This is a genomic window from Bacteroides sp. D2 (genome assembly GCF_025147085.1).
Classification (GTDB): Bacteria; Bacteroidota; Bacteroidia; order Bacteroidales; family Bacteroidaceae; genus Bacteroides.
On the sequence record NZ_CP102261.1, the window covers coordinates 4,288,897 to 4,307,625 of the forward strand.

19 protein-coding genes are annotated in these 18,729 nt (G+C 39.7%); 14 read left to right on the top strand and 5 right to left on the bottom strand.

What is annotated here, in order from left to right:
• Positions 1 to 51 precede the first annotated feature (51 nt).
• The 3 genes from NQ505_RS15175 to NQ505_RS15185 all read left to right on the top strand — a co-directional run bounded on the left by NQ505_RS15175 (position 52) and on the right by NQ505_RS15185 (position 2,707).
• On the top strand, positions 52 to 1,017 hold the full coding sequence (locus NQ505_RS15175) for a tyrosine-type DNA invertase cluster 3b (RefSeq protein ID WP_008999183.1): 966 nt from the start codon (positions 52 to 54) through the stop codon (positions 1,015 to 1,017).
• Positions 1,018 to 1,351: 334 nt separating this feature from the next.
• Positions 1,352 to 1,930, top strand: coding sequence for a UpxY family transcription antiterminator (locus NQ505_RS15180; RefSeq protein WP_008999184.1), 579 nt, complete (start codon positions 1,352 to 1,354; stop codon positions 1,928 to 1,930).
• Positions 1,931 to 1,957: 27 nt separating this feature from the next.
• Positions 1,958 to 2,707, top strand: a complete 750-nt coding sequence (locus NQ505_RS15185) for a polysaccharide biosynthesis/export family protein (protein ID WP_004297470.1) — start codon at positions 1,958 to 1,960, stop codon at positions 2,705 to 2,707.
• Here NQ505_RS15185 and NQ505_RS15190 read toward each other — a convergent pair.
• Genes NQ505_RS15190 through NQ505_RS15200 form a run of 3 tightly spaced genes read right to left on the bottom strand, consistent with a single transcriptional unit; the run spans position 2,700 to position 3,766 of the window.
• Complete coding sequence (locus tag NQ505_RS15190) at positions 2,700 to 3,125, bottom strand: N-acetylmuramoyl-L-alanine amidase (RefSeq protein ID WP_008999185.1); 426 nt, start codon at positions 3,123 to 3,125, stop codon at positions 2,700 to 2,702. The two genes, NQ505_RS15185 and NQ505_RS15190, sit on opposite strands and share 8 nt — an antisense overlap.
• 4 nt (positions 3,126 to 3,129) lie before the next feature.
• Complete coding sequence (locus tag NQ505_RS15195; protein ID WP_004297473.1) at positions 3,130 to 3,237, bottom strand: smalltalk protein; 108 nt, start codon at positions 3,235 to 3,237, stop codon at positions 3,130 to 3,132.
• A 40-nt stretch (positions 3,238 to 3,277) separates the two neighbouring features.
• Complete coding sequence (locus tag NQ505_RS15200; RefSeq protein ID WP_004307288.1) at positions 3,278 to 3,766, bottom strand: DNA-binding protein; 489 nt, start codon at positions 3,764 to 3,766, stop codon at positions 3,278 to 3,280.
• Between the two features lie 220 nt (positions 3,767 to 3,986).
• On the opposite strand from NQ505_RS15200, the gene NQ505_RS15205 reads away from it, so the two are divergent.
• Complete coding sequence (locus tag NQ505_RS15205) at positions 3,987 to 4,205, top strand: DUF4248 domain-containing protein (RefSeq protein ID WP_004297475.1); 219 nt, start codon at positions 3,987 to 3,989, stop codon at positions 4,203 to 4,205.
• Positions 4,206 to 4,338: 133 nt separating this feature from the next.
• Here the strand turns inward: NQ505_RS15205 and NQ505_RS15210 are convergent, their stop codons facing one another.
• Positions 4,339 to 6,171, bottom strand: a complete 1,833-nt coding sequence (locus NQ505_RS15210) for a DUF3987 domain-containing protein (RefSeq protein ID WP_008999186.1) — start codon at positions 6,169 to 6,171, stop codon at positions 4,339 to 4,341.
• Between the two features lie 29 nt (positions 6,172 to 6,200).
• Positions 6,201 to 6,830: a BT4734/BF3469 family protein gene (locus NQ505_RS15215; RefSeq protein ID WP_008999187.1), complete on the bottom strand. Its 630-nt coding sequence runs from the start codon at positions 6,828 to 6,830 to the stop codon at positions 6,201 to 6,203.
• A gap of 451 nt (positions 6,831 to 7,281) precedes the next feature.
• Here NQ505_RS15215 and NQ505_RS15220 point away from each other — a divergent pair, with 451 nt between their 5' ends.
• The 10 genes from NQ505_RS15220 (at position 7,282) to NQ505_RS15265 (ending at position 18,723) form a co-directional block, all read left to right on the top strand.
• Positions 7,282 to 8,688 (top strand): undecaprenyl-phosphate glucose phosphotransferase, encoded by a 1,407-nt coding sequence (locus tag NQ505_RS15220; RefSeq protein WP_008999188.1) that lies wholly within the window; start codon positions 7,282 to 7,284, stop codon positions 8,686 to 8,688.
• 64 nt (positions 8,689 to 8,752) lie between these two features.
• Positions 8,753 to 9,514, top strand: coding sequence for a polysaccharide biosynthesis/export family protein (locus tag NQ505_RS15225; protein WP_032853553.1), 762 nt, complete (start codon positions 8,753 to 8,755; stop codon positions 9,512 to 9,514).
• 24 nt (positions 9,515 to 9,538) lie between these two features.
• Positions 9,539 to 11,962: a GumC family protein gene (locus NQ505_RS15230; RefSeq protein ID WP_008999190.1), complete on the top strand. Its 2,424-nt coding sequence runs from the start codon at positions 9,539 to 9,541 to the stop codon at positions 11,960 to 11,962.
• A gap of 36 nt (positions 11,963 to 11,998) precedes the next feature.
• Positions 11,999 to 13,312 (top strand): UDP-glucose dehydrogenase family protein, encoded by a 1,314-nt coding sequence (locus NQ505_RS15235; protein WP_008999191.1) that lies wholly within the window; start codon positions 11,999 to 12,001, stop codon positions 13,310 to 13,312.
• Between the two features lie 78 nt (positions 13,313 to 13,390).
• A complete protein-coding gene (locus tag NQ505_RS15240) occupies positions 13,391 to 14,371 on the top strand; it encodes an acyltransferase family protein (RefSeq protein ID WP_008999192.1) in 981 nt (326 codons plus the stop codon).
• A 25-nt stretch (positions 14,372 to 14,396) separates the two neighbouring features.
• Positions 14,397 to 15,932: an oligosaccharide flippase family protein gene (locus NQ505_RS15245; RefSeq protein ID WP_032853554.1), complete on the top strand. Its 1,536-nt coding sequence runs from the start codon at positions 14,397 to 14,399 to the stop codon at positions 15,930 to 15,932.
• A gap of 5 nt (positions 15,933 to 15,937) precedes the next feature.
• A complete protein-coding gene (locus tag NQ505_RS15250) occupies positions 15,938 to 16,381 on the top strand; it encodes a hypothetical protein (protein WP_032853555.1) in 444 nt (147 codons plus the stop codon).
• Positions 16,350 to 16,838: a polysaccharide pyruvyl transferase family protein gene (locus tag NQ505_RS15255; protein ID WP_032853556.1), complete on the top strand. Its 489-nt coding sequence runs from the start codon at positions 16,350 to 16,352 to the stop codon at positions 16,836 to 16,838. The genes NQ505_RS15250 and NQ505_RS15255 overlap by 32 nt, the downstream gene beginning before the upstream one ends.
• Before the next feature lie 5 nt (positions 16,839 to 16,843).
• Positions 16,844 to 17,797 carry a glycosyltransferase family 2 protein gene (locus tag NQ505_RS15260; protein WP_008999194.1) on the top strand — a complete coding sequence of 318 codons (954 nt, stop codon included), beginning with the start codon at positions 16,844 to 16,846 and terminating at the stop codon, positions 17,795 to 17,797.
• A 2-nt stretch (positions 17,798 to 17,799) separates the two neighbouring features.
• The gene (locus tag NQ505_RS15265) at positions 17,800 to 18,723 is read left to right on the top strand and encodes a hypothetical protein (protein WP_008999195.1); all 924 of its coding nucleotides are present in this window, start codon (positions 17,800 to 17,802) and stop codon (positions 18,721 to 18,723) included.
• The last annotated feature ends 6 nt before the right edge of the window (positions 18,724 to 18,729 follow it).

An 18,729-nucleotide genomic window follows, 5' to 3' on the forward strand; every position in this document is an offset into this window, starting at 1 on the left:
TTCTTTTGCCGCTAGCCAAATGGCATAATATATAAAATAACTAGTGATGTAATGAGGAACAAAAATGGATTTAGCCGATGTGCAGAGTTCTACATCGGCCGTTTGCGAAAGGAGGGACGCTATTCTACGGCGCATGTCTACAAGAATGCTCTCTTCTCTTTCAGCAAGTTTTGCGGCACGCTCAATGTGTCGTTCAGACAAGTCACCCGGGAAAGTTTACGACGCTACGGGCAGTATCTTTACGAGTGTGGCTTGAAGCCCAACACGATCTCTACGTATATGCGTATGCTTCGTAGTATTTATAACCGGGGAGTAGAAGCGGGCATTGCGCCTTATGTGCCGCGACTATTTCATGATGTTTATACCGGTGTTGATGTTCGCCAGAAGAAGGCCCTGCCTGCTGTCGAATTGCATAAGCTTCTGTATGAGGACCCCAAGTCGGAGCGTTTGCGTCGTACACAGGCTATTGCTGCCCTGATGTTCCAGTTTTGTGGAATGTCGTTCGCTGATCTGGCTCACCTGGAGAAATCGGCTTTGGAACAGAATGTGTTGCGATACAACCGTATCAAAACTAAAACCCCGATGAGTGTGGAAGTACTTGATACAGCCAGTGAAATGATTAACCAGCTTCGCAATAGGGAAGATGCACAACCCGATTGTCCGGATTATCTGTTTGACATCCTTAGCGGCGATCAAAAACGTCTGGATGAAAGAGGGTATCGGGAATATCAGTCCGCTCTTCGCCAATTCAATAATTGTTTGAAGGACTTGGCAAGAGCTTTGCATTTGCAATCTCCCGTCACTTCCTATACACTTCGCCATTCTTGGGCAACGACAGCGAAGTATCGGGGAGTACCTATTGAAATGATTAGTGAATCATTAGGCCATAAATCTATAAAAACCACACAAATCTATTTGAAAGGCTTTGGACTTAAAGAACGTACAGAGGTAAATAAAGGGAATTTATCTTACATTAAAAACTGTTGTGTAGGCAGGGTGAAAAGTGTAAAGTATTAGTATTCAGAACTAAAGTATGTGTGTTACTTCTTAGGTAACGGAACTTAAATTTGACGCAAAGATAGACAAAAACATAAATAGTAAGCAAATATTCTTCCACTTTTTTTCGTTTTATCTGAAATATAGGAAAAAAACTATCCGAACATGAAATAACTTTATTTTCATGCTCTAAACTTTTTATTGCCTAATCTCTGGATTTTTCCTGTTGAGTATTAGGCAGTTCCTTTCTTGTGCCCTATTCCTATATGTGATTTCCATTTTTATAGAGACGCGCGCCTTGTGTGTGTATTGTCCGTTACCTAAGAAGTAACGGAATAACATGGGGTAAAAAAACATGATTTTAACAAAACCAAAATCAATTAGTGCTGGGCCTAGCGATGGGACAGGGGAAGGCGTAGCACACTCTAAACGCTGGTATGTTGCTCTGGTTCGTATGCACCACGAGAAGAAGGTAGCCGAACGTTTAGACAAAATGGGGATCGAGAATTTCGTCCCTGTCCAACAAGAAATTCATCAGTGGAGTGACCGTCGCAAAATAGTTGAGTCTGTTCTTCTTCCAATGATGGTATTTGTGCACGTAAATCCGAAAGAACGCAAAGAAGTTCTGGGTTTTTCTACAGTTAGCCGTTATATGGTGATGCGTGGTGAGAGCTCTCCGGCGGTAATTCCTGATGAGCAGATGGCTCGTTTCCGTTTTATGCTCGACTATTCCGAGGAAGCTATTTGTATGAACAGCTCTCCTTTGGCACGTGGTGAGAAAGTCCGTGTTGTGAAAGGACCTCTTACCGGGCTGGTTGGTGAACTGGTCAATGTCGATGGCAAAAGCAAGATTGCCGTCCGGCTGAATATGCTGGGATGCGCTTGTGTCAATATGCCTATTGGTTATGTCGAGGCTATCTGCGAGAAAAACTAATCCCGTCATCATTTATCCACCATTTACATGAATACGAAATTATCCGGTGCTTTTGCACTGATATTCTTTTTCTTCTTTCTCTCGGCTTGCCAGTCCTATAAGAAAGTACCTTACTTGCAGGATGCGGAGATTCTGAAACAGGCGAATACGCAAGTAGCCCCTGTTCAGGATGCGAGGCTGATACCGGGTGATGAAGTTTCCATTCTTGTTTCCACTTCCGATCCGGTTGTTTCGCAGCCTTTCAATGCGCAAGGCAGTACGTTTCTATTGGACGATCAGGGAAATATCAATTATCCGGTTTTAGGAAAACTTCCTTTGAACGGTTTAACAAGTCGTGAAGCTGAAAACCTGATAACGGAGCGACTGAAATCTTACGTGAAAGAAAGACCTACGGTAGTAGTCCGTATGTCCGGTTTTAAAGTTTCCGTTTTGGGTGAAGTGGCCTCTCCCGGTGTTTATCCGGTGGTGAATGAGCAGATCAATGTGCTCGAGGCCCTTGCTATGGCAGGAGATTTGACTATTTATGGTGTTCGTGATAATGTAAAACTAATCCGCGAAGACAGGAATGGGCATAAACAGTTTGTTACACTCAATCTGAACGACGCGGATTTGTTATTATCTCCTTACTATCAGTTGCAACAGAATGACATCCTGTATGTCACTCCTAATAAAACCAAAGCGCAGAGCGCAGACATCGGAACAAGTACGACGATGTGGGTTTCGGGATTTTCCATTCTGGTATCTATTGCCAGTTTGCTGGTCAATATACTTAGATAATACCATCTAATTCCCGGTACTCCTCCGTACAATTAAAACACGGACACTCCTTCATCGGATTCAAATCATGATGGCCTACAATCAACGTCTTAGGAAATATTTTCCTCAATTCGCGGAGCAGACCGAGCAAAGAAGCCCGTTGTGCCAATGTACGCGTGTCTTTGGGACGTCCCGCCATATCCAGTCCTCCTTCGTAACAAATACCTATCGAATGGGTGTTATGGTCACGGCAGTGTGCCCCGACCTTTTCCAGAGGACGGCCCTGGCAGATTTCTCCGTCCCGGGTGATGTAGAAATGATAGCCGATGTCACGGAATCTCCGGTGAAAGATATGATCTTGACGGCAAGCCTCCGCCGAAAGGGACTTTCCTTCCGGCGTGGCACTGCAATGAATGATAATCAGAGTGATGGTATGCATAGGGCTACATACAGCTCTGTACTCCGATCAGACCTCCGATAGCGGTGGCAACGGTGATAATCACTTTGATGATGAAGCTCCATACGGAGCGGGGAGAAGATGAATTACTCATGATGTTACTTTTTTAAAGATTAAAAATAAAGGATTTAGGATTAAGCAGCCGGATCAGGCGCTTCACCGCCACCATCCGGTTTCGGATCAGGGGTATCACCCGAATCAGAACCTCCTCCGGCAGTTGTTGGTTTCTGATATTCGGCCTGCTGTTTCAACTGGCTGTCGAGTTTCAGGTTGGTGGTTGACAAATTACCGGTAGCACGAGCTTTCAGACGCATACCAGTGATGTTTTTCTCCAATGAGAAATCTTCCAGCGTATCAGCTGCCTTACTGCGGATGCCCACACCAAAGATGGCAAGGTCGTCGATTTTCACACATTTGCCGTCGAGTAGCAGTTCCTTGATGCAGTCTACCATGTCGGAAAGTACACCTTTGATGACACCACCGGAATACGGTGAATTGTGTTTCGACATATGTTCGGCAAGCTTGGCCAAATCAAACGTCTCGTCGCTTACCGCACGGGCGAACCACTTGCCTGCATTCAGGCCTTTTTGCTGTTGGTTTTGATAAATTTTGTAACGAATCATAAAACAATAAATTAAAGGGTTAAACATTGTGTCCGGGGGATTCTTTTCCCTTTCGACGATACAAAGATACAACCCTGAAACCCGCAGAAATCAATAGTCTACAGTTGCACGCGATTGTTGTCAATTATGCGCAGTAACGGTCGGTTATTCAATGGAAAAACGTAGGATATGTGAATATGTTTTGTTATTTTTGTAACTGTAAATCAGAAACTTATTCATCATGAACGAATTCAAAATACGCGCCTACGGCCGCATGGAACTGGCTCAACTTTATTCTCCGGAACTAACTGACATTGCTGCATATCGAAAGATGAAGAAATGGATCTCTTTATGTCCCGGACTTCTGCAACGCCTGTACGACTTAGGTTACGAATCAAAGCGCCGCTCATTCACCCCGTTGGAGGTGAGAGTGATTGTAGACGCCTTGGGAGAACCTTAGAAGAGCGGAAAAGTAAAGCACCGCTTTAGCAATCGTAAAGCTATGCTTTACCACCTCTAAAGCGCCGCTTTAGGATTCATGAAACGTCCTGTTGTTATATAAATGCAAAAAATGCACTTTTTCCGAGGGTTCCCTAACACACGCACACATGCGTGCGCGTATAAACGCCTTTATCGTCTGTATTGATAAGCAATCCTTTTTTTATCAGACGGTTCAGCCAGCTAAGAGCAGTGTTAGGTTTGATTTTCATCTTTTCAGCCTGCTCCAACAACTGTGCGCGGGTGAACTGGTTGCCCATTATTTCAAAAAGTGCATCCCGGTCGGCATTGGCTCTATGTTTGACCTCTGTGGAAGGAAGAAAAGATAAGATATGTGTGGCATGACGATAGAGCGGAGTTACAAGCTCCAGCACCGCATGGAAATCTTCAGCGGTGATTGTCACATCCCAACGGGTGATAATGCCGTCTTTGATATTATCGGCGGCAATCTCCTTGTCAGGAGTCAGCAGAGGGGCGGAAGAATCCTTGAACTGATAAGGCTGGTCGCATTCCAATGCACGAATCATAGCTATTTCTGCCATGATACGGCATGTATTGACAGCCAGTCGGGCTATGGAACTGCTCATTTCGTTATCGTTGGCAAGTCCCGAGCGGAAAAACAGATCGGCAAAGAGGGCATTGAACTCTTGCTTTTGCTCATCAGTGAGCCGGAGCGTATGAAGCCCGTGTGCTTTCATCAGGTCCAGTTGCTTTTTCCATTCCAGGCCTATGCCTGTGAAGATGGCTTCCAGATCGGTTTCGCCACTTTCAAACTGGTTGATCCATGTCCATATACCGTGCATATAATAAAACAGCTGGCGCGAGAAGAGACCGTTCTCTGTCGAGGGAATGAGTGGTTTTACTTGTGCGGGCGTGCCGGAAAGCAGGAGGGAGAGATAGCTTTTTTTTACTTCCCGGTATTCCTGATCGGTGCGTCGATTGTACGACAGACGGTCGTGGTCGAATGCTTTGCGGAGTGTATCGCTCCAATGTCCGTATTCAGAGCCGATAGCAGCGGAAATGGTATCCGCTTCGGTTTCGCAGATAAGTCCTGTGCCGTTGGCATCCATGATATTTTGCAGAATACCTGTTCCGGTGTTATTGCCCGAGATGAGAAACATTTTATTTTTGGGCATTTGAGGAGCTTCCACTTTGCAGCGCTCCTTTCCCATGGTATCATAGGCGGCTTTCTCTTTTTTGTAGGCCTTGACCTCTTCCGCTACTTTTTGGCGGATCTCGTCATGAATAGGCTCTACAAGCAGCCGGATGAACGAAAGAATTCCCTTACCCGAGGCGGAAGGGGCTACAATAAAACTTTGCAGGCAAGGAGACTGGAGTTTGCCGGCGTATGGACATCTCACATATCGCTCCATGCTGGCACCTATGGCGGTCAATGCTCCGAGCAGCATGACATCGCGTTGTGTGGGGCTGGTGGCATAACTCATGATGAGCAACAGGATTTTCGGCCAGTCCGCTTCGGTGAAAGAGGGCAATGGCTGGTTCGGGTCACTCCCGTCCTGCAGCTCTTCGGATTCGTCCGGTTCTTCATTGTCCACCTTATTATATACGTGCGTGTGTGTGAGATTTTTGGCCGGTGCATTTCCTGCATTTTTTGCATTTTTCCGGTGGTTCATCATTTCCTCTTTGCAGAGAGTTACACCCGCCCTTTCAGCAAGATGGAATGCAGTGCCCAGATGGACATCTCCATGCCGGGTAGTAAGTGCGTTAGAGAATATCCGTTCGGCATGTTCCCGTTCGTACTTGGCAGACACCCGGCACAACCGATGGAAAAACTCGCGTCCCGCTTCTCCGCAATCCGTTGCGATGGCGAACGCCAGTTGTACATATTCAGCATACGTAGGGGCAATATCCGCTCCTGCAATTTCAACCGCCTCACAGAGGCGGCATAATGATTCAATTTCGTCCATAATTTTAATTTATAGTTTTTAATATCTAATTATTTGCTGTTTCTAAACAATGCTCCCGGATCATGACTAAGAAAGCAAGACCTTACAATGTCCTTGCCGGAAAAGTCTACCCCTTTGCGTTTTTCTCCGAATGGGGGAGGTGTTTCCGTATCATAGAGCAGCACGGTGAACATCATTGCCAGCTTCATATTTTCGATGATACTGTTTGTGTCGTTAGCCATGGGTAAATGATCGTAGGGTACGAATGCTTTCACACCCCGTCCGCTGGGACTGATAAACGTGAGTACAGGACGCAGAAGGTGGTCATTAAACAATGTGTTGCGCATTTCTACTGCCTCCTGATAGGAGTCGAGATGGTCGATATCTACCACCACCAGATGTGAAGAAGCTACGAAACATTTGCTGTTTCGACGCGAGAACGTACCACAGGGAGTCACATAAGGCAATAGTGATGCCTTTGCTGTCCGTATATCTCCGGAATTGCGTACTTGCTCGGTCAGAATTTTGAGATTCTCGTTGCAGGTTATCATTTGAAAAACTTGTTCTACGGAGACTTCGCAGGAGGGAATAAGTGTTGCAGGAGTAACAATCCGCCCCAGTTCATTTTTGATGGGAGCAATGGGAGGCATGAAATAAGACATTCTGAAATCGTTTGTCATAATGTTTATTATTTGAAGTTATCGCCTTGAATTTTCAAAACGCGGTGCGAAAGTAGGAAAAACTGGAAATAGAGGTTTCAGACATATCTGAAACCCAGCGAATGAAAATAATATATAATTCAATATTTTAACAATTAATAAGAATCGGAAAATGAAAAGAAAATGGCATCATTGTATACTCGGTTTTGTAATGGGGAGGTTGCTTAAGAATACAGGTGTAACTGTGAGAGATATGCTTAAGGAGATACATATGAGTTCGGACACCTATGAACAATTAAAAAAGGCGACGATAAGGTCGTGAGTCATTATATCCGTCTTTTAAACTTTTTCTATGACGTTTCTACTGAAGAAGAGTTTCGGAAAAAAGCAAATGAATGTGTGGAGTTCTATATCAAGTATAGGAAGAAACACGGATAATAGGAGGAAATTTGATTAAGAAAAAAATAAAATTGTGCAGGAAGTCCAACGTTTTAATAAAGTCCTAAAATCTTTTGTCCTTTCAGGGGACATCATCTTACTGAACTTACTGTTGTGGGTGTTCGGTTCTCTTTGGGGAAACCGTTCTCCTTTTGAGTATTCCGTATCTCTTTTCCAGAACATGGCTTTGATGACTTTATGTTATCTGGTTTGCAACATTCGTTCCGGAGTGATCCTTCACCGTCCGGTGGTTCGTCCGGAGCAAATCATGCTTCGGGTGGCACGGAACATGATTCCTTTTGTATTGATAGTCTTTGGGCTTTCATACATTTTCCATTTTGAGTGTGTCAATCTGCGTCAGTTGGGGATATTTTACGTAGTTCTCATTATCGTTATCATTTCTTATCGTCTGACGTTCCGATCTATTCTGGAGCTTTATCGCAAAAGTGGAAAAAATGTTCGAAAGGTAGTGTTGGTGGGTAGCCATGAAAATATGCAGGAACTTTATCATTCCATGACAGATGATCCGACATCCGGATATCGTGTATTGGGATATTTTGAAGATTTTCCGTCAGACCGCTATCCTATGAATATAGCATATTTGGGACAGCCGTGTGAAGCTGTTGATTATTTGACCCGTAATGCGGGAAAGGTGGACCAGCTCTATTGTAGTCTTCCTTCCGCCCGTAGTGCTGAAATTGTGCCGATTATCAACTATTGTGAGAATCATCTGATTCGTTTTTTCAGCGTTCCCAATGTCCGGAACTATCTGAAACGGAGAATGTATTTTGAAATGTTAGGTAATGTTCCGGTACTTTCTATCCGTCGTGAGCCGCTTGAGTTATTGGAAAATCGTATTGTGAAACGTGGCTTTGATATTATTTGCTCGTTACTGTTCCTTTGTACCCTTTTCCCGATTATATATATCATTGTGGGACTGGCTATAAAGATAAGTTCTCCTGGACCTGTCTTTTTCAAACAGAAACGAAGCGGTGAGGATGGTCGTGAATTTTGGTGCTATAAGTTTCGTTCGATGCGGGTGAATGCTCAAAGTGATACGCTTCAGGCTACGGAATGTGATCCTCGTAAAACCCGTATCGGTAATCTGATTCGCAAGACGAATGTGGATGAACTTCCTCAATTTATTAATGTACTGAAAGGGGATATGTCTTTAGTGGGTCCCCGTCCGCACATGTTGAAGCACACAGAAGAATATTCCCATTTGATAAATAAATATATGGTTCGTCATTTTGTGAAACCGGGTATTACAGGCTGGGCACAGGTGACAGGTTTTCGTGGAGAAACGAAGGAGCTTTGGCAGATGGAAGGACGTGTGCAACGTGACATCTGGTATATCGAGCATTGGACGTTCATTCTGGACTTATATATCATGTATAAGACTGTGTATAATGTCATCCGCGGGGATAAAGAGGCTTATTAGGTGAGGAATTGGAAATTGAGTAAAAATTAAATCAATAGTTGTAAAATTACATGAGTAGGTGGTTATGAGAAAATTGAAACGATTGACTTTGGGTGCGTTACTTGCTTTTTTGCTGGTATCCTGCCAATCATATAAGAAAGTACCTTATTTGCAGGATACGGCTTTTGTGAATGATACAGAACAGAGTGTTCTTCAGACAGGTGTGAAGGTAATGCCAAAGGATTTGTTGACGATTGCCGTGTCTTGTTCCACTCCGGAACTGGCTGCACCTTTCAATCTGGTAAATTCGAGTACTGATGCTCCACAGCAATATTTGGTAGATAATCAGGGGAATATCAACTTTCCAGTATTGGGTGAGATTCATGTAGGTGGATTGACTAAGCTGGAAATAGAAAATTTAATCATAGATAAGTTGAAGGTTTATTTGAAAGAGGCACCGCTTGTAACTGTGCGTATTGTTAATTATCGGATTTCGGTATTGGGAGAGGTTAATAAACCAGGCAGCTTTGTAGTCTCTAACGAGAAGATTAATCTCTTGGAAGCTCTAGCAATGGCAGGTGATTTGACCATTTATGGTGTGCGTGATAATGTGAAATTAATCAGGACAGGGCAAGATAACAAGCAGGAAATTATTACTATGGATTTGAATAAGGCTGAAACGGTACTGTCTCCTTACTATCAGCTACAGCAGAATGATATAATTTATGTGACACCTAATAAGACTAAGGCGAAGAATTCGGATGTTGGAACTAGTACCGGCCTGTGGTTCTCTGGCATTTCAATTTTGATGTCAATAGCCAATTTATTAATAGGTATATTACGATAAAATTAATAAAATAATTGATCAACAATGAAAGAAAACCCGTACGAAAATAATATGAATGAACAGGATGAGGAGAAAATCAATTATCAGGAACTTCTTTTCAGATATATAATCCATTGGCCTTGGTTTTTGGCTTCTATATTGATTTGTTTGATAGGTGCTTGGGGATATTTATATTTTCAGACCCCTGTGTATCAGGTTTCTGCTTCTATCATGATAAAGGATGATAAGAAGGGAGGAAATTCGGGATCGGCAGATTTAGAAAACTTGGGATTAGGAGGAGTCATTACTTCAGCACAGAGTATTGATAATGAAATAGAAGTACTCCGTTCAAAGTCCATACTCAAGGAGGTCGTCAATAGTCTGGAACTATATATTACTTATTATGATGAGGATGAATTTCCCAAGCGTGAGATGTATAAGACTTCTCCTGTTGTGGTGAATTTGACTGCCCAGGAAGCGGACAAACTTCCGAGTACGGCTTTGATTGACATGCAACTGTCTTCCGATGGTGGGCTGGATGTGAATTTGAAAGTGGGTTTGAATGAATATAATAAGCGATTTGACAAGTTGCCGGCCGTATTTCCTACTAATGTAGGAACCTTTGGATTTACATTAAGAGATTCGTTGTTAAACGGCCAGATCGAAGGTCGGAAGGATGTTCGGCACATCAGTGCGGTAGTTAGCCAGCCGTTTGGAATGGCAAAGGGATATCAGTGGGCATTAACGATTGCACCAACCTCAAAAGCAACTTCTGTTGCCACAGTCTCATTGGTCAATACAAATATTCAGCGTGGACAAGATTTTATCAATAAACTGATGGAAATGTATAACCGGAATACAAACAATGATAAAAATGAAGTGGCTGAAAAGACGAGAGAATTTATCAATGAGCGTATTAAAATTATAGACGAGGAATTGGGCAATACGGAAGAAAAGCTGGAGACATTTAAGCGGAATGCCGGTTTGACGGATATAAGCAGTGATGCTCAATTGGCTGTATCAGGAAATGCTGAATATGAAAAGAAAAGGGTTGAGAATGGTACACAGATTAATTTGGTTCGTGACCTTGCGAAATATATCAATAATCCATTGAATGAATATGAGGTGCTTCCCAGTAACATTGGTTTAACAGACAATGGACTGACTACTCAATTAGAACGTTATAATGAATTGGTTATCGAACGTAAACGCTTGTTGCGTACTTCAACTGAAAACAATCCGATGATTATAAATCTGGATATGAGTATTCGTGCAATGAAGGCGAATGTTAAAGCTGCTATTAACGGAACGTTACAGGGTTTGCTTATAGTCAAGGCTGATTTGGATCGTGAAGCTAGTCGTTTTTCCCGTCGTATCAGTGATGCTCCGGGACAGGAAAGACAATATGTAAGTATTGCACGTCAACAGGAAATTAAGGCAGGGCTTTATTTGATGCTTTTGCAGAAACGTGAAGAGAATGCTATTACGTTAGCTGCTACGGCAAATAATGCAAAGATTATAGATGAGCCAGTAGCTGAAGGCGGCCCGGTATCTCCGAAACCTAAAATGATTTATATGATTGCTTTAGTGTTGGGAGTAGGTTTGCCTGTCGGTATCATTTTCCTGATCAGTCTTACTAAATTCAAGATTGAAGGTCGTGGTGATGTGGAGAAATTAACAAGGTTACCTATTGTCGGTGATGTACCGTTAACCAACGAGAAAGCAGGTTCTATTGCTGTGTTTGAGAATCAAAATACTTTAATGAGTGAGACTTTCCGTCATATCCGTACTAACCTTCAGTTTATGCTTGAGAATGATCAGAAAGTAATTTTAGTGACTTCGACAGTTAGTGGTGAGGGCAAGTCTTTTATTTCTTCAAATCTTGCGATTAGTCTGTCTTTGTTAGGAAAGAGGGTAGTAATTGTAGGGCTTGATATTCGTAAACCCGGTTTGAATAAAATTTTTAATATCCCCCGAAAGGAGCAAGGAATTACTCAATATCTGTCAAATCCGGAGAAGAATCTAATGGATTTCGTTCAGCCTTCGGATGTTAGTAAGAATTTATATATTCTTCCTGGTGGAATAGTACCACCTAATCCTACGGAATTACTGGCTCGTGATGGTTTAGATAAAGCGATTGAAACATTGAAAAAGAACTTTGACTATGTAATTTTGGATACTGCCCCTGCTGGTATGGTTACTGATACTTTGCTTGTAGGTCGTGTTGCTGACTTGTCTGTTTATGTATGTCGTGCTGATTATAGCCGAAAAGCAGAGTTTACCTTGATTAATGAGTTGGCTGCTGATAATAAACTTCCCAATATCTGTACCATTATTAATGGTCTTGATCTCAAAAAGAAGAAATATGGTTATTATTATGGTTACGGTAAATATGGTAAATACTATGGTTATGGTAAACGTTATGGCTATGGATACGGCTATGGAGAACATACAGTAAAGGAAGAATAAATACCTAAAATAGTAAGTACTCAATAATGATAATATATGAATATAGCAATTGTAGGCACAGGCTATGTTGGCTTGGTGTCCGGTACTTGTTTTGCAGAAATGGGTGCCACTGTGACTTGTGTTGACGTAGATACTAATAAGATTAGCAAGTTGAAAGCCGGTGAAATGCCTATTTATGAACCAGGATTGGAAGAATTGGTAAAACGCAACGTTGGCTATGGGCGCCTTCACTTTACAACAGATTTGATCGAAGTTTTGGATGATGTGGAAGTCGTCTTTTCCGCAGTAGGAACTCCTCCTGACGAAGATGGTAGCGCCGATCTGAAGTATGTGCTTGCCGTAGCCCGCCAGTTTGGACAAAATATCAATAAATATACCATTCTGGTCACCAAATCTACTGTACCTGTGGGTACTGCTCAAAAAGTGAAGGCTGTCATTCAAGAGGAGTTGGACAAGCGTGGGGCAGATGTACCCTTCGATGTAGCCAGTAACCCCGAATTCTTGAAAGAGGGTGCCGCTATCAAAGACTTTATGAGTCCTGACCGGGTGGTAGTTGGCGTTGAGAGCAAGAAAGCTGAAGAGGTGATGACCAAGCTCTATCAACCTTTCTTGCTCCAGAATTTCCGTGTAATTTTTATGGATATACCTAGTGCTGAAATGACCAAGTATGCTGCTAACGCCATGCTGGCCACCCGTATCAGCTTTATGAACGATATAGCTAATTTGTGCGAGCGAGTAGGGGCTAACGTAGACCATGTACGCAAAGGTATTGGAGCTGATGTGCGTATCGGGCAAAAATTCCTTTATGCCGGTTGCGGATATGGCGGTAGCTGCTTTCCGAAAGATGTGAAAGCTTTGATGCATACAGGTATCGACAACGGTTATCACATGGAGGTGATTGAAGCGGTGGAACGTGTCAACGACCGTCAGAAGAGTATTGTTTATGATAAACTTATCCGTTTGATGGGTGATGTAAAAGGTAAAACTATCGCTATGTTAGGTTTAGCTTTTAAACCTGATACTGATGATATGCGTGAAGCTCCAGCTCTAGTAGTCATTGATAAGTTGCTGAAGGATGGTGCTACCGTGAAAGTGTTTGATCCCATCGCTATGCCTGAATGTAAACGTCGTATCGGCAATGTTGTGACTTATACTGAAAATCTCTATGACTGTGCCGATGGTGCTGATGCGTTGCTGCTGATGACCGAATGGCGACAATTCCGCCTGCCTACTTGGAACGTGATTCAGAAGGTGATGACTGATAAGTATATCGTAGATGGACGTAACATTTGGAATCGTGTGGAGCTGGAAGAAATGGGATTTAGTTATACACGGATTGGAGAGAAATAGAGTAAAATAATAGTGGATTAACAGTATTTCTGGCATTATACGTTTTCAAGGAATACTAATGATAGTGGGTGTTACGGTATGGAGAAGAATAGTAGAAAAGACAGTTTTGATGTTGTGAAATGTTTTGCGGCATTTTTTGTGGTGCAATTGCATACTATTCCTGCGACTGTGTGTCCGTTATTGAATGTAATTGCACGACTGGCTGTTCCTTTGTTTTTCTTAATCACGGGTTATTATTACACATCTATTGTAGAAAAAGGAAAATATGGAGTGCAACTGAAAAAGATCTTTTTGTTGGCTATTGCATCTTCTCTGTTTTATTGGATATACTATGGCTGTATGGCTCTAAAAAATAATATGTTCTATCAATGGTTTATGGACACTTTTAATTCTATATCGATACTGAATTGGGTGCTTATAAATGACACTCCAGGCATTGGGCATTTATGGTATCTATATGCTATGATTTATTCATTTATAGCTATTTATGTTATAGATAAATTGAAAATCAAAGTTAAATGGGTGATTCCTATTCTTTTTCTTATTGGATTATATGTAGGATGCAAAGGGTGGCCTTATTCATGGTATCGTAATTGGGCATTTATGGGCGTTCCTTATATCCTTTTGGGGCGTATAATATTTGAGTATAAAGAAATGTTAATATATAAACTGGGGGGGGTAAAAATAGTTTACTTTATTTCTGCTGCTATTATCGGCCTGTTGGGTGAATATAAATTGTATGAAATAGTAGGTATGGATCCTATTCGTGATCATTATGTTTTTATAATATTGATGAGTGGAATTCTTTTTATTTTGGCATTACAATATCCTTATTTTGGCAAAGGAAGTGTTGTCGCAATAATAGGAAGGGAGTATTCTGCATTTATTTATATTCTACATATTTTCATTCTTAGAATATTGTCTTTCTATATAGATTTTTCTTCTTCATTAATGATAAGATTCCTATGTCCTATTATTGTATTTGTGTGTACAATTGTAGTTGCTACTTATATTATTCATATGTATAAATTGTTGTCGAAAAAGTGTGTAACTATTTAATATTGCTGAATTTTTATCTGCGTTCATGAATCAATCTACTGTATCAAATAATAAACTGCTAGTTAAAAATTCTTTGATGCTCTATCTTAGGATGTTCGTAAATATGGGAGTTAGCCTATTTACGTCAAGACTAATTCTGAATGCTTTAGGAGAAACCGATTTTGGTATCTATAATGTAGTTGGTGGTATTGTAGTGATGTTTACATTCATTAATGGCTCTATGAATAGTTCTACTTCTCGTTTCTTGACTGTGAGTTTGGCAAAAGGAAATTCCCAAGAATTGAAGGCAACTTTTAGCTTTGCTGTTACTATTCATGCCATATTAGCTTTTATTATTTTACTCTTGGCAGAAACTTTTGGCTTATGGTTTTTTTACCATAAGATGATTATACCAGCAGAGAGGATGGATACAGCATTTATCTTATATCAGCTTTCTATAATAACTACGATGTTGTCTATAATGAGTGTGCCTTACAATTCTTCTATTATTTCACATGAGAAGATGAATGCTTTTGCTTATATTAGTATTTCGGATGTAGTCTTTAAATTGCTGATTGTGTATATTGTCATTTATTTGCCTTGGGATAAATTATTGCTTTATGCATTATTGCTGTTTATTACGCAGATAGTCAATCAACTCATTTATATCCTATATTGTCAGGTACATTTTGAAGAGGCAAAATATAGTTTAACATGGAATAAAAAGCTATTTGTGGAAATGTGTGGCTTTGCAGGTTGGAACATGACTGGTAATTTCGCTTTTGTCTGTTATACGCAAGGTTTAAACTTGCTGATAAATATGTTTTTTGGTCCATCGGTGAATGCTGCCAGAGGAATTGCGATCCGAGTGCAAGGTATTATTTCTAATTTTGCATCCAATTTTCAAACAGCCATTCACCCACAAATAACAAAAAATTACGCAGTTGGGAATTATGAGTATATGCAAAAACTGATTTTTGCTGAATCAAAATTTTCATTATATTTACTTTTATTGTTGTCTTTGCCTGTACTTGTTGAAGCACAACTGATATTGAACTGGTGGCTTGTAAATGTACCGGAGAATACTGTTGTATTTTTGAGGATCATGTTGTTTACGACTTATATAGAGACCACAACTAATCCCCTTCTAGTGTCTGCTTTAGCAACTGGTAATGTTAAAAAATTGCAGCTGGTAATCTGTCCTCTATTATTATGTATTCTTCCTTTGTCTTATCTTTTTTTGAAGTTTGGAGCACCTGCTTATTCTGTCTTTATAGTAAATTTGCTTATTTTATTTCTCTCATTAATAATTCGAGTCTTTATGCTTAAACCTTTTATTGGTTTATCTCCCAAGCATTATTTTGTAGATGTTATCATTCGATGTATGGGCGTTGGAATTTTATCTTCTGTATTGCCAATATATTTATTCTATATTATAGAACCACCATTTTTCCGTTTTTTTATAGTATGTGTGTCTTCTGTGCTATCTGTTGTTTCTGTAGTATACTTCATTGGGATAAATCATGAAGAACGATTGTTTGTTAGAGCGAAAATCAGGAATGTGATAAATTATAAAAGATAAATAGAATGAATAAAAGAATCAATCTTGTATATTGGAATAAACCGAATTTTGGGGATCAATTAAGTCCTTATATCATTAATAAATTGAGTGGATTGCCTATACAATATAAACGAGGTTCGGTGAGCGTTAGAAGGTCAATAAAAGAAATCTTAAAATATCTCATCTGTAATAACCGAAAAGCGCTGAAAGATATGTTGTTCTCTTGGGAACATAATATTATAGGTATAGGTTCTGTGATTAATTTGGGAAATCATAAGTCACATATTTGGGGGAGTGGTTTTATGAATACTGACCAAACATTTCATGGTGGAATAGCTTGTGCTGTAAGAGGGGAATATACCAATAATAAGATTATATCGATGGGTTATTCAGGATGTTGTGTTTTTGGTGATCCCGCTTTACTATTGCCACTGGTTTATGAACCTACCCCCCCCCAAAAAAAATGTTAAAAATATTCAAATAGGTATTGTCCCGCATTTCAGCGAAGTTGATTACTTTATAAAACAATATGGTCTTAAGTATACGGTGATAGATTTGCGAACCTTTGAGGTGGAAAAAGTTATAGACGAAATCAATAGTTGCCAATATGTTTTATCCTCATCTATTCATGGAATTATCGTAGCGCACGCCTATCATATTCCGTGTATTTGGATTCAAAAAGGTTACATTCATACAGATGGTATAAAGTTCTATGATTATTTTAGCTCGGTAAATATACCTATTTATGAAGGCTTTACTGATATAGAGAATATCCTTTCAGATTTGTCTAGCTGTTTGAACTTTTTTGAAAGATATTCGTCCATTGCATTACCTCATAAATCTCTTGTTGAAATTCAACAAGATTTGCTAGACGTTGCTCCATTTCCTGTAAAACAAGAATATAGAAATCTTTTAAAAAAGAGCTAATATTTATGATTTCCATCATTATTGCGGCATACAATGCGGCTTCATTTATAACCACTTGTATAGATAGTTGTCTGAATCTGTTAGGTTCGGAGACGGAGATTATTATTATAAATGATGGTAGTACAGATGATACTTTAGCCATTTGTAACCAGATGGCTAATTGCTATTCTAATATATTTATTTTCTCACAGGATAATCAAGGTGTTAGTGCAGCACGCAATGAAGGGCTTTTGAGGGCCCATAATGAATGGGTTTTATTTATGGATGCTGATGATTGGTTAAATAAACGTGATATGGAATTTCTTATTACGAATTTGAAGCAGCTTGATGAAGCTATTGATATTTGTACATTTGGTTATAATACAATTCTGCAGGATAAGATTATAGAGCATCGTGAACAGGATAGGGTGTGTGCACCAATAGAGATTTTAAATTCTGCATCATTTAAATTGGCAAGTTGGAATTATGTGTTTCGACGTACTCTATTGATAAATAATGATATAAATTTCCCTGAAGGTGTGATTTGTACAGAAGATCAAAACTTCAATATAAAAGCATTGTGTCAAGCCCGCGTAGTGCAATCTTTCAATTTGATAGTTTATAATTATAATTGTACAAATATATATTCTGCTTCACATAAGAAACACTCGGAAGCATGGATTAAGAGTCGGTTGCTTTCTGCTAACAATATATTATCTTATTGTATATTGCACGATGTGCCTTTACTTAATGTTTATGCTCAAGTAAAAAGGTTGTATGAATCTTATATGAATGATTTTACAACAGATATATCGGTGAAGGAAAGAGCAAGTTTCTTTATCTCTGAATATAATAAGACAGTTTCTTATTTGCCTGAAATAAAGAATATAAGAAAGTTTAGATTGTGCTATTATAACATGTGGTTGGGGCTTTTGCTTTTTAAAATTCATAAAATTATAGTTTACATAAAAAACAGATGAGTATGTGGTTATCAAAACTGAAAAGAGTATTCTCTAATATGCTGTATATTGATGAAATAATAGATGATATTGTTTCATATAAACTTAGATTCTTAAAACTTGATGTGTTTGCAAATATTAACAAATTGGGGGGGGTAAATTTGCATCCTTTTGTAGATAGCCAAGGCTATACGCATACTGTGACGGTATCTTTAACTTCTTATGGTGATAGAGTATATTCTGTATGCTATGTAATATATAGCATTTTGATGCAATCCGTACAACCTAACAGAATAATACTATGGCTTTCTGAACAAGAATATAATGATGAAAATTTGCCACAGTCATTGAAAGATTTGAGAAGTAGGGGGGTGGAAATAGCTTATTGTCCGGATTACCGTTCGTATAAGAAGATTATTCCTACTCTCCGGAAATATCCGGAAGATGTAATTATAACAATAGATGATGATGTGCTGTATGGACATGAAACTTTAGAATATTTGATTAATGCTTATTTACAGGAACCTGAATATATTTGGTTTATGAGTGGTAGTAAGATGGCTTTTGATAAAAATGGAAACATAAAACCTTATGTAACTTGGTATGATGAGCATTTGACGGCATTAGAATGTAATATTAAGAATTTTCCTACAGGAATTGGAGGTATCTTATATCCTCCTCATTCTTTGGCTGAAGAAGTGACTGACGAGACTTTATTTATGAAATTAGCTCCTACTGCCGATGATATTTGGTTGAAAGCAATGTCTTTAAAGCAAGGTACAAATTGCAGGCAAATAAAATTAAATAAGCCTGTAATGCGCTTCCATACTGGTATAAGGGAAGTGCAAACTAGTGCATTGTGTAAGGATAATATAGAAAAAAATCTGAATGATAAGGCTGTGTACGCTGTTTTTGATTATTTTGATTTGTGGAAACTGTTTAATTAGATAACT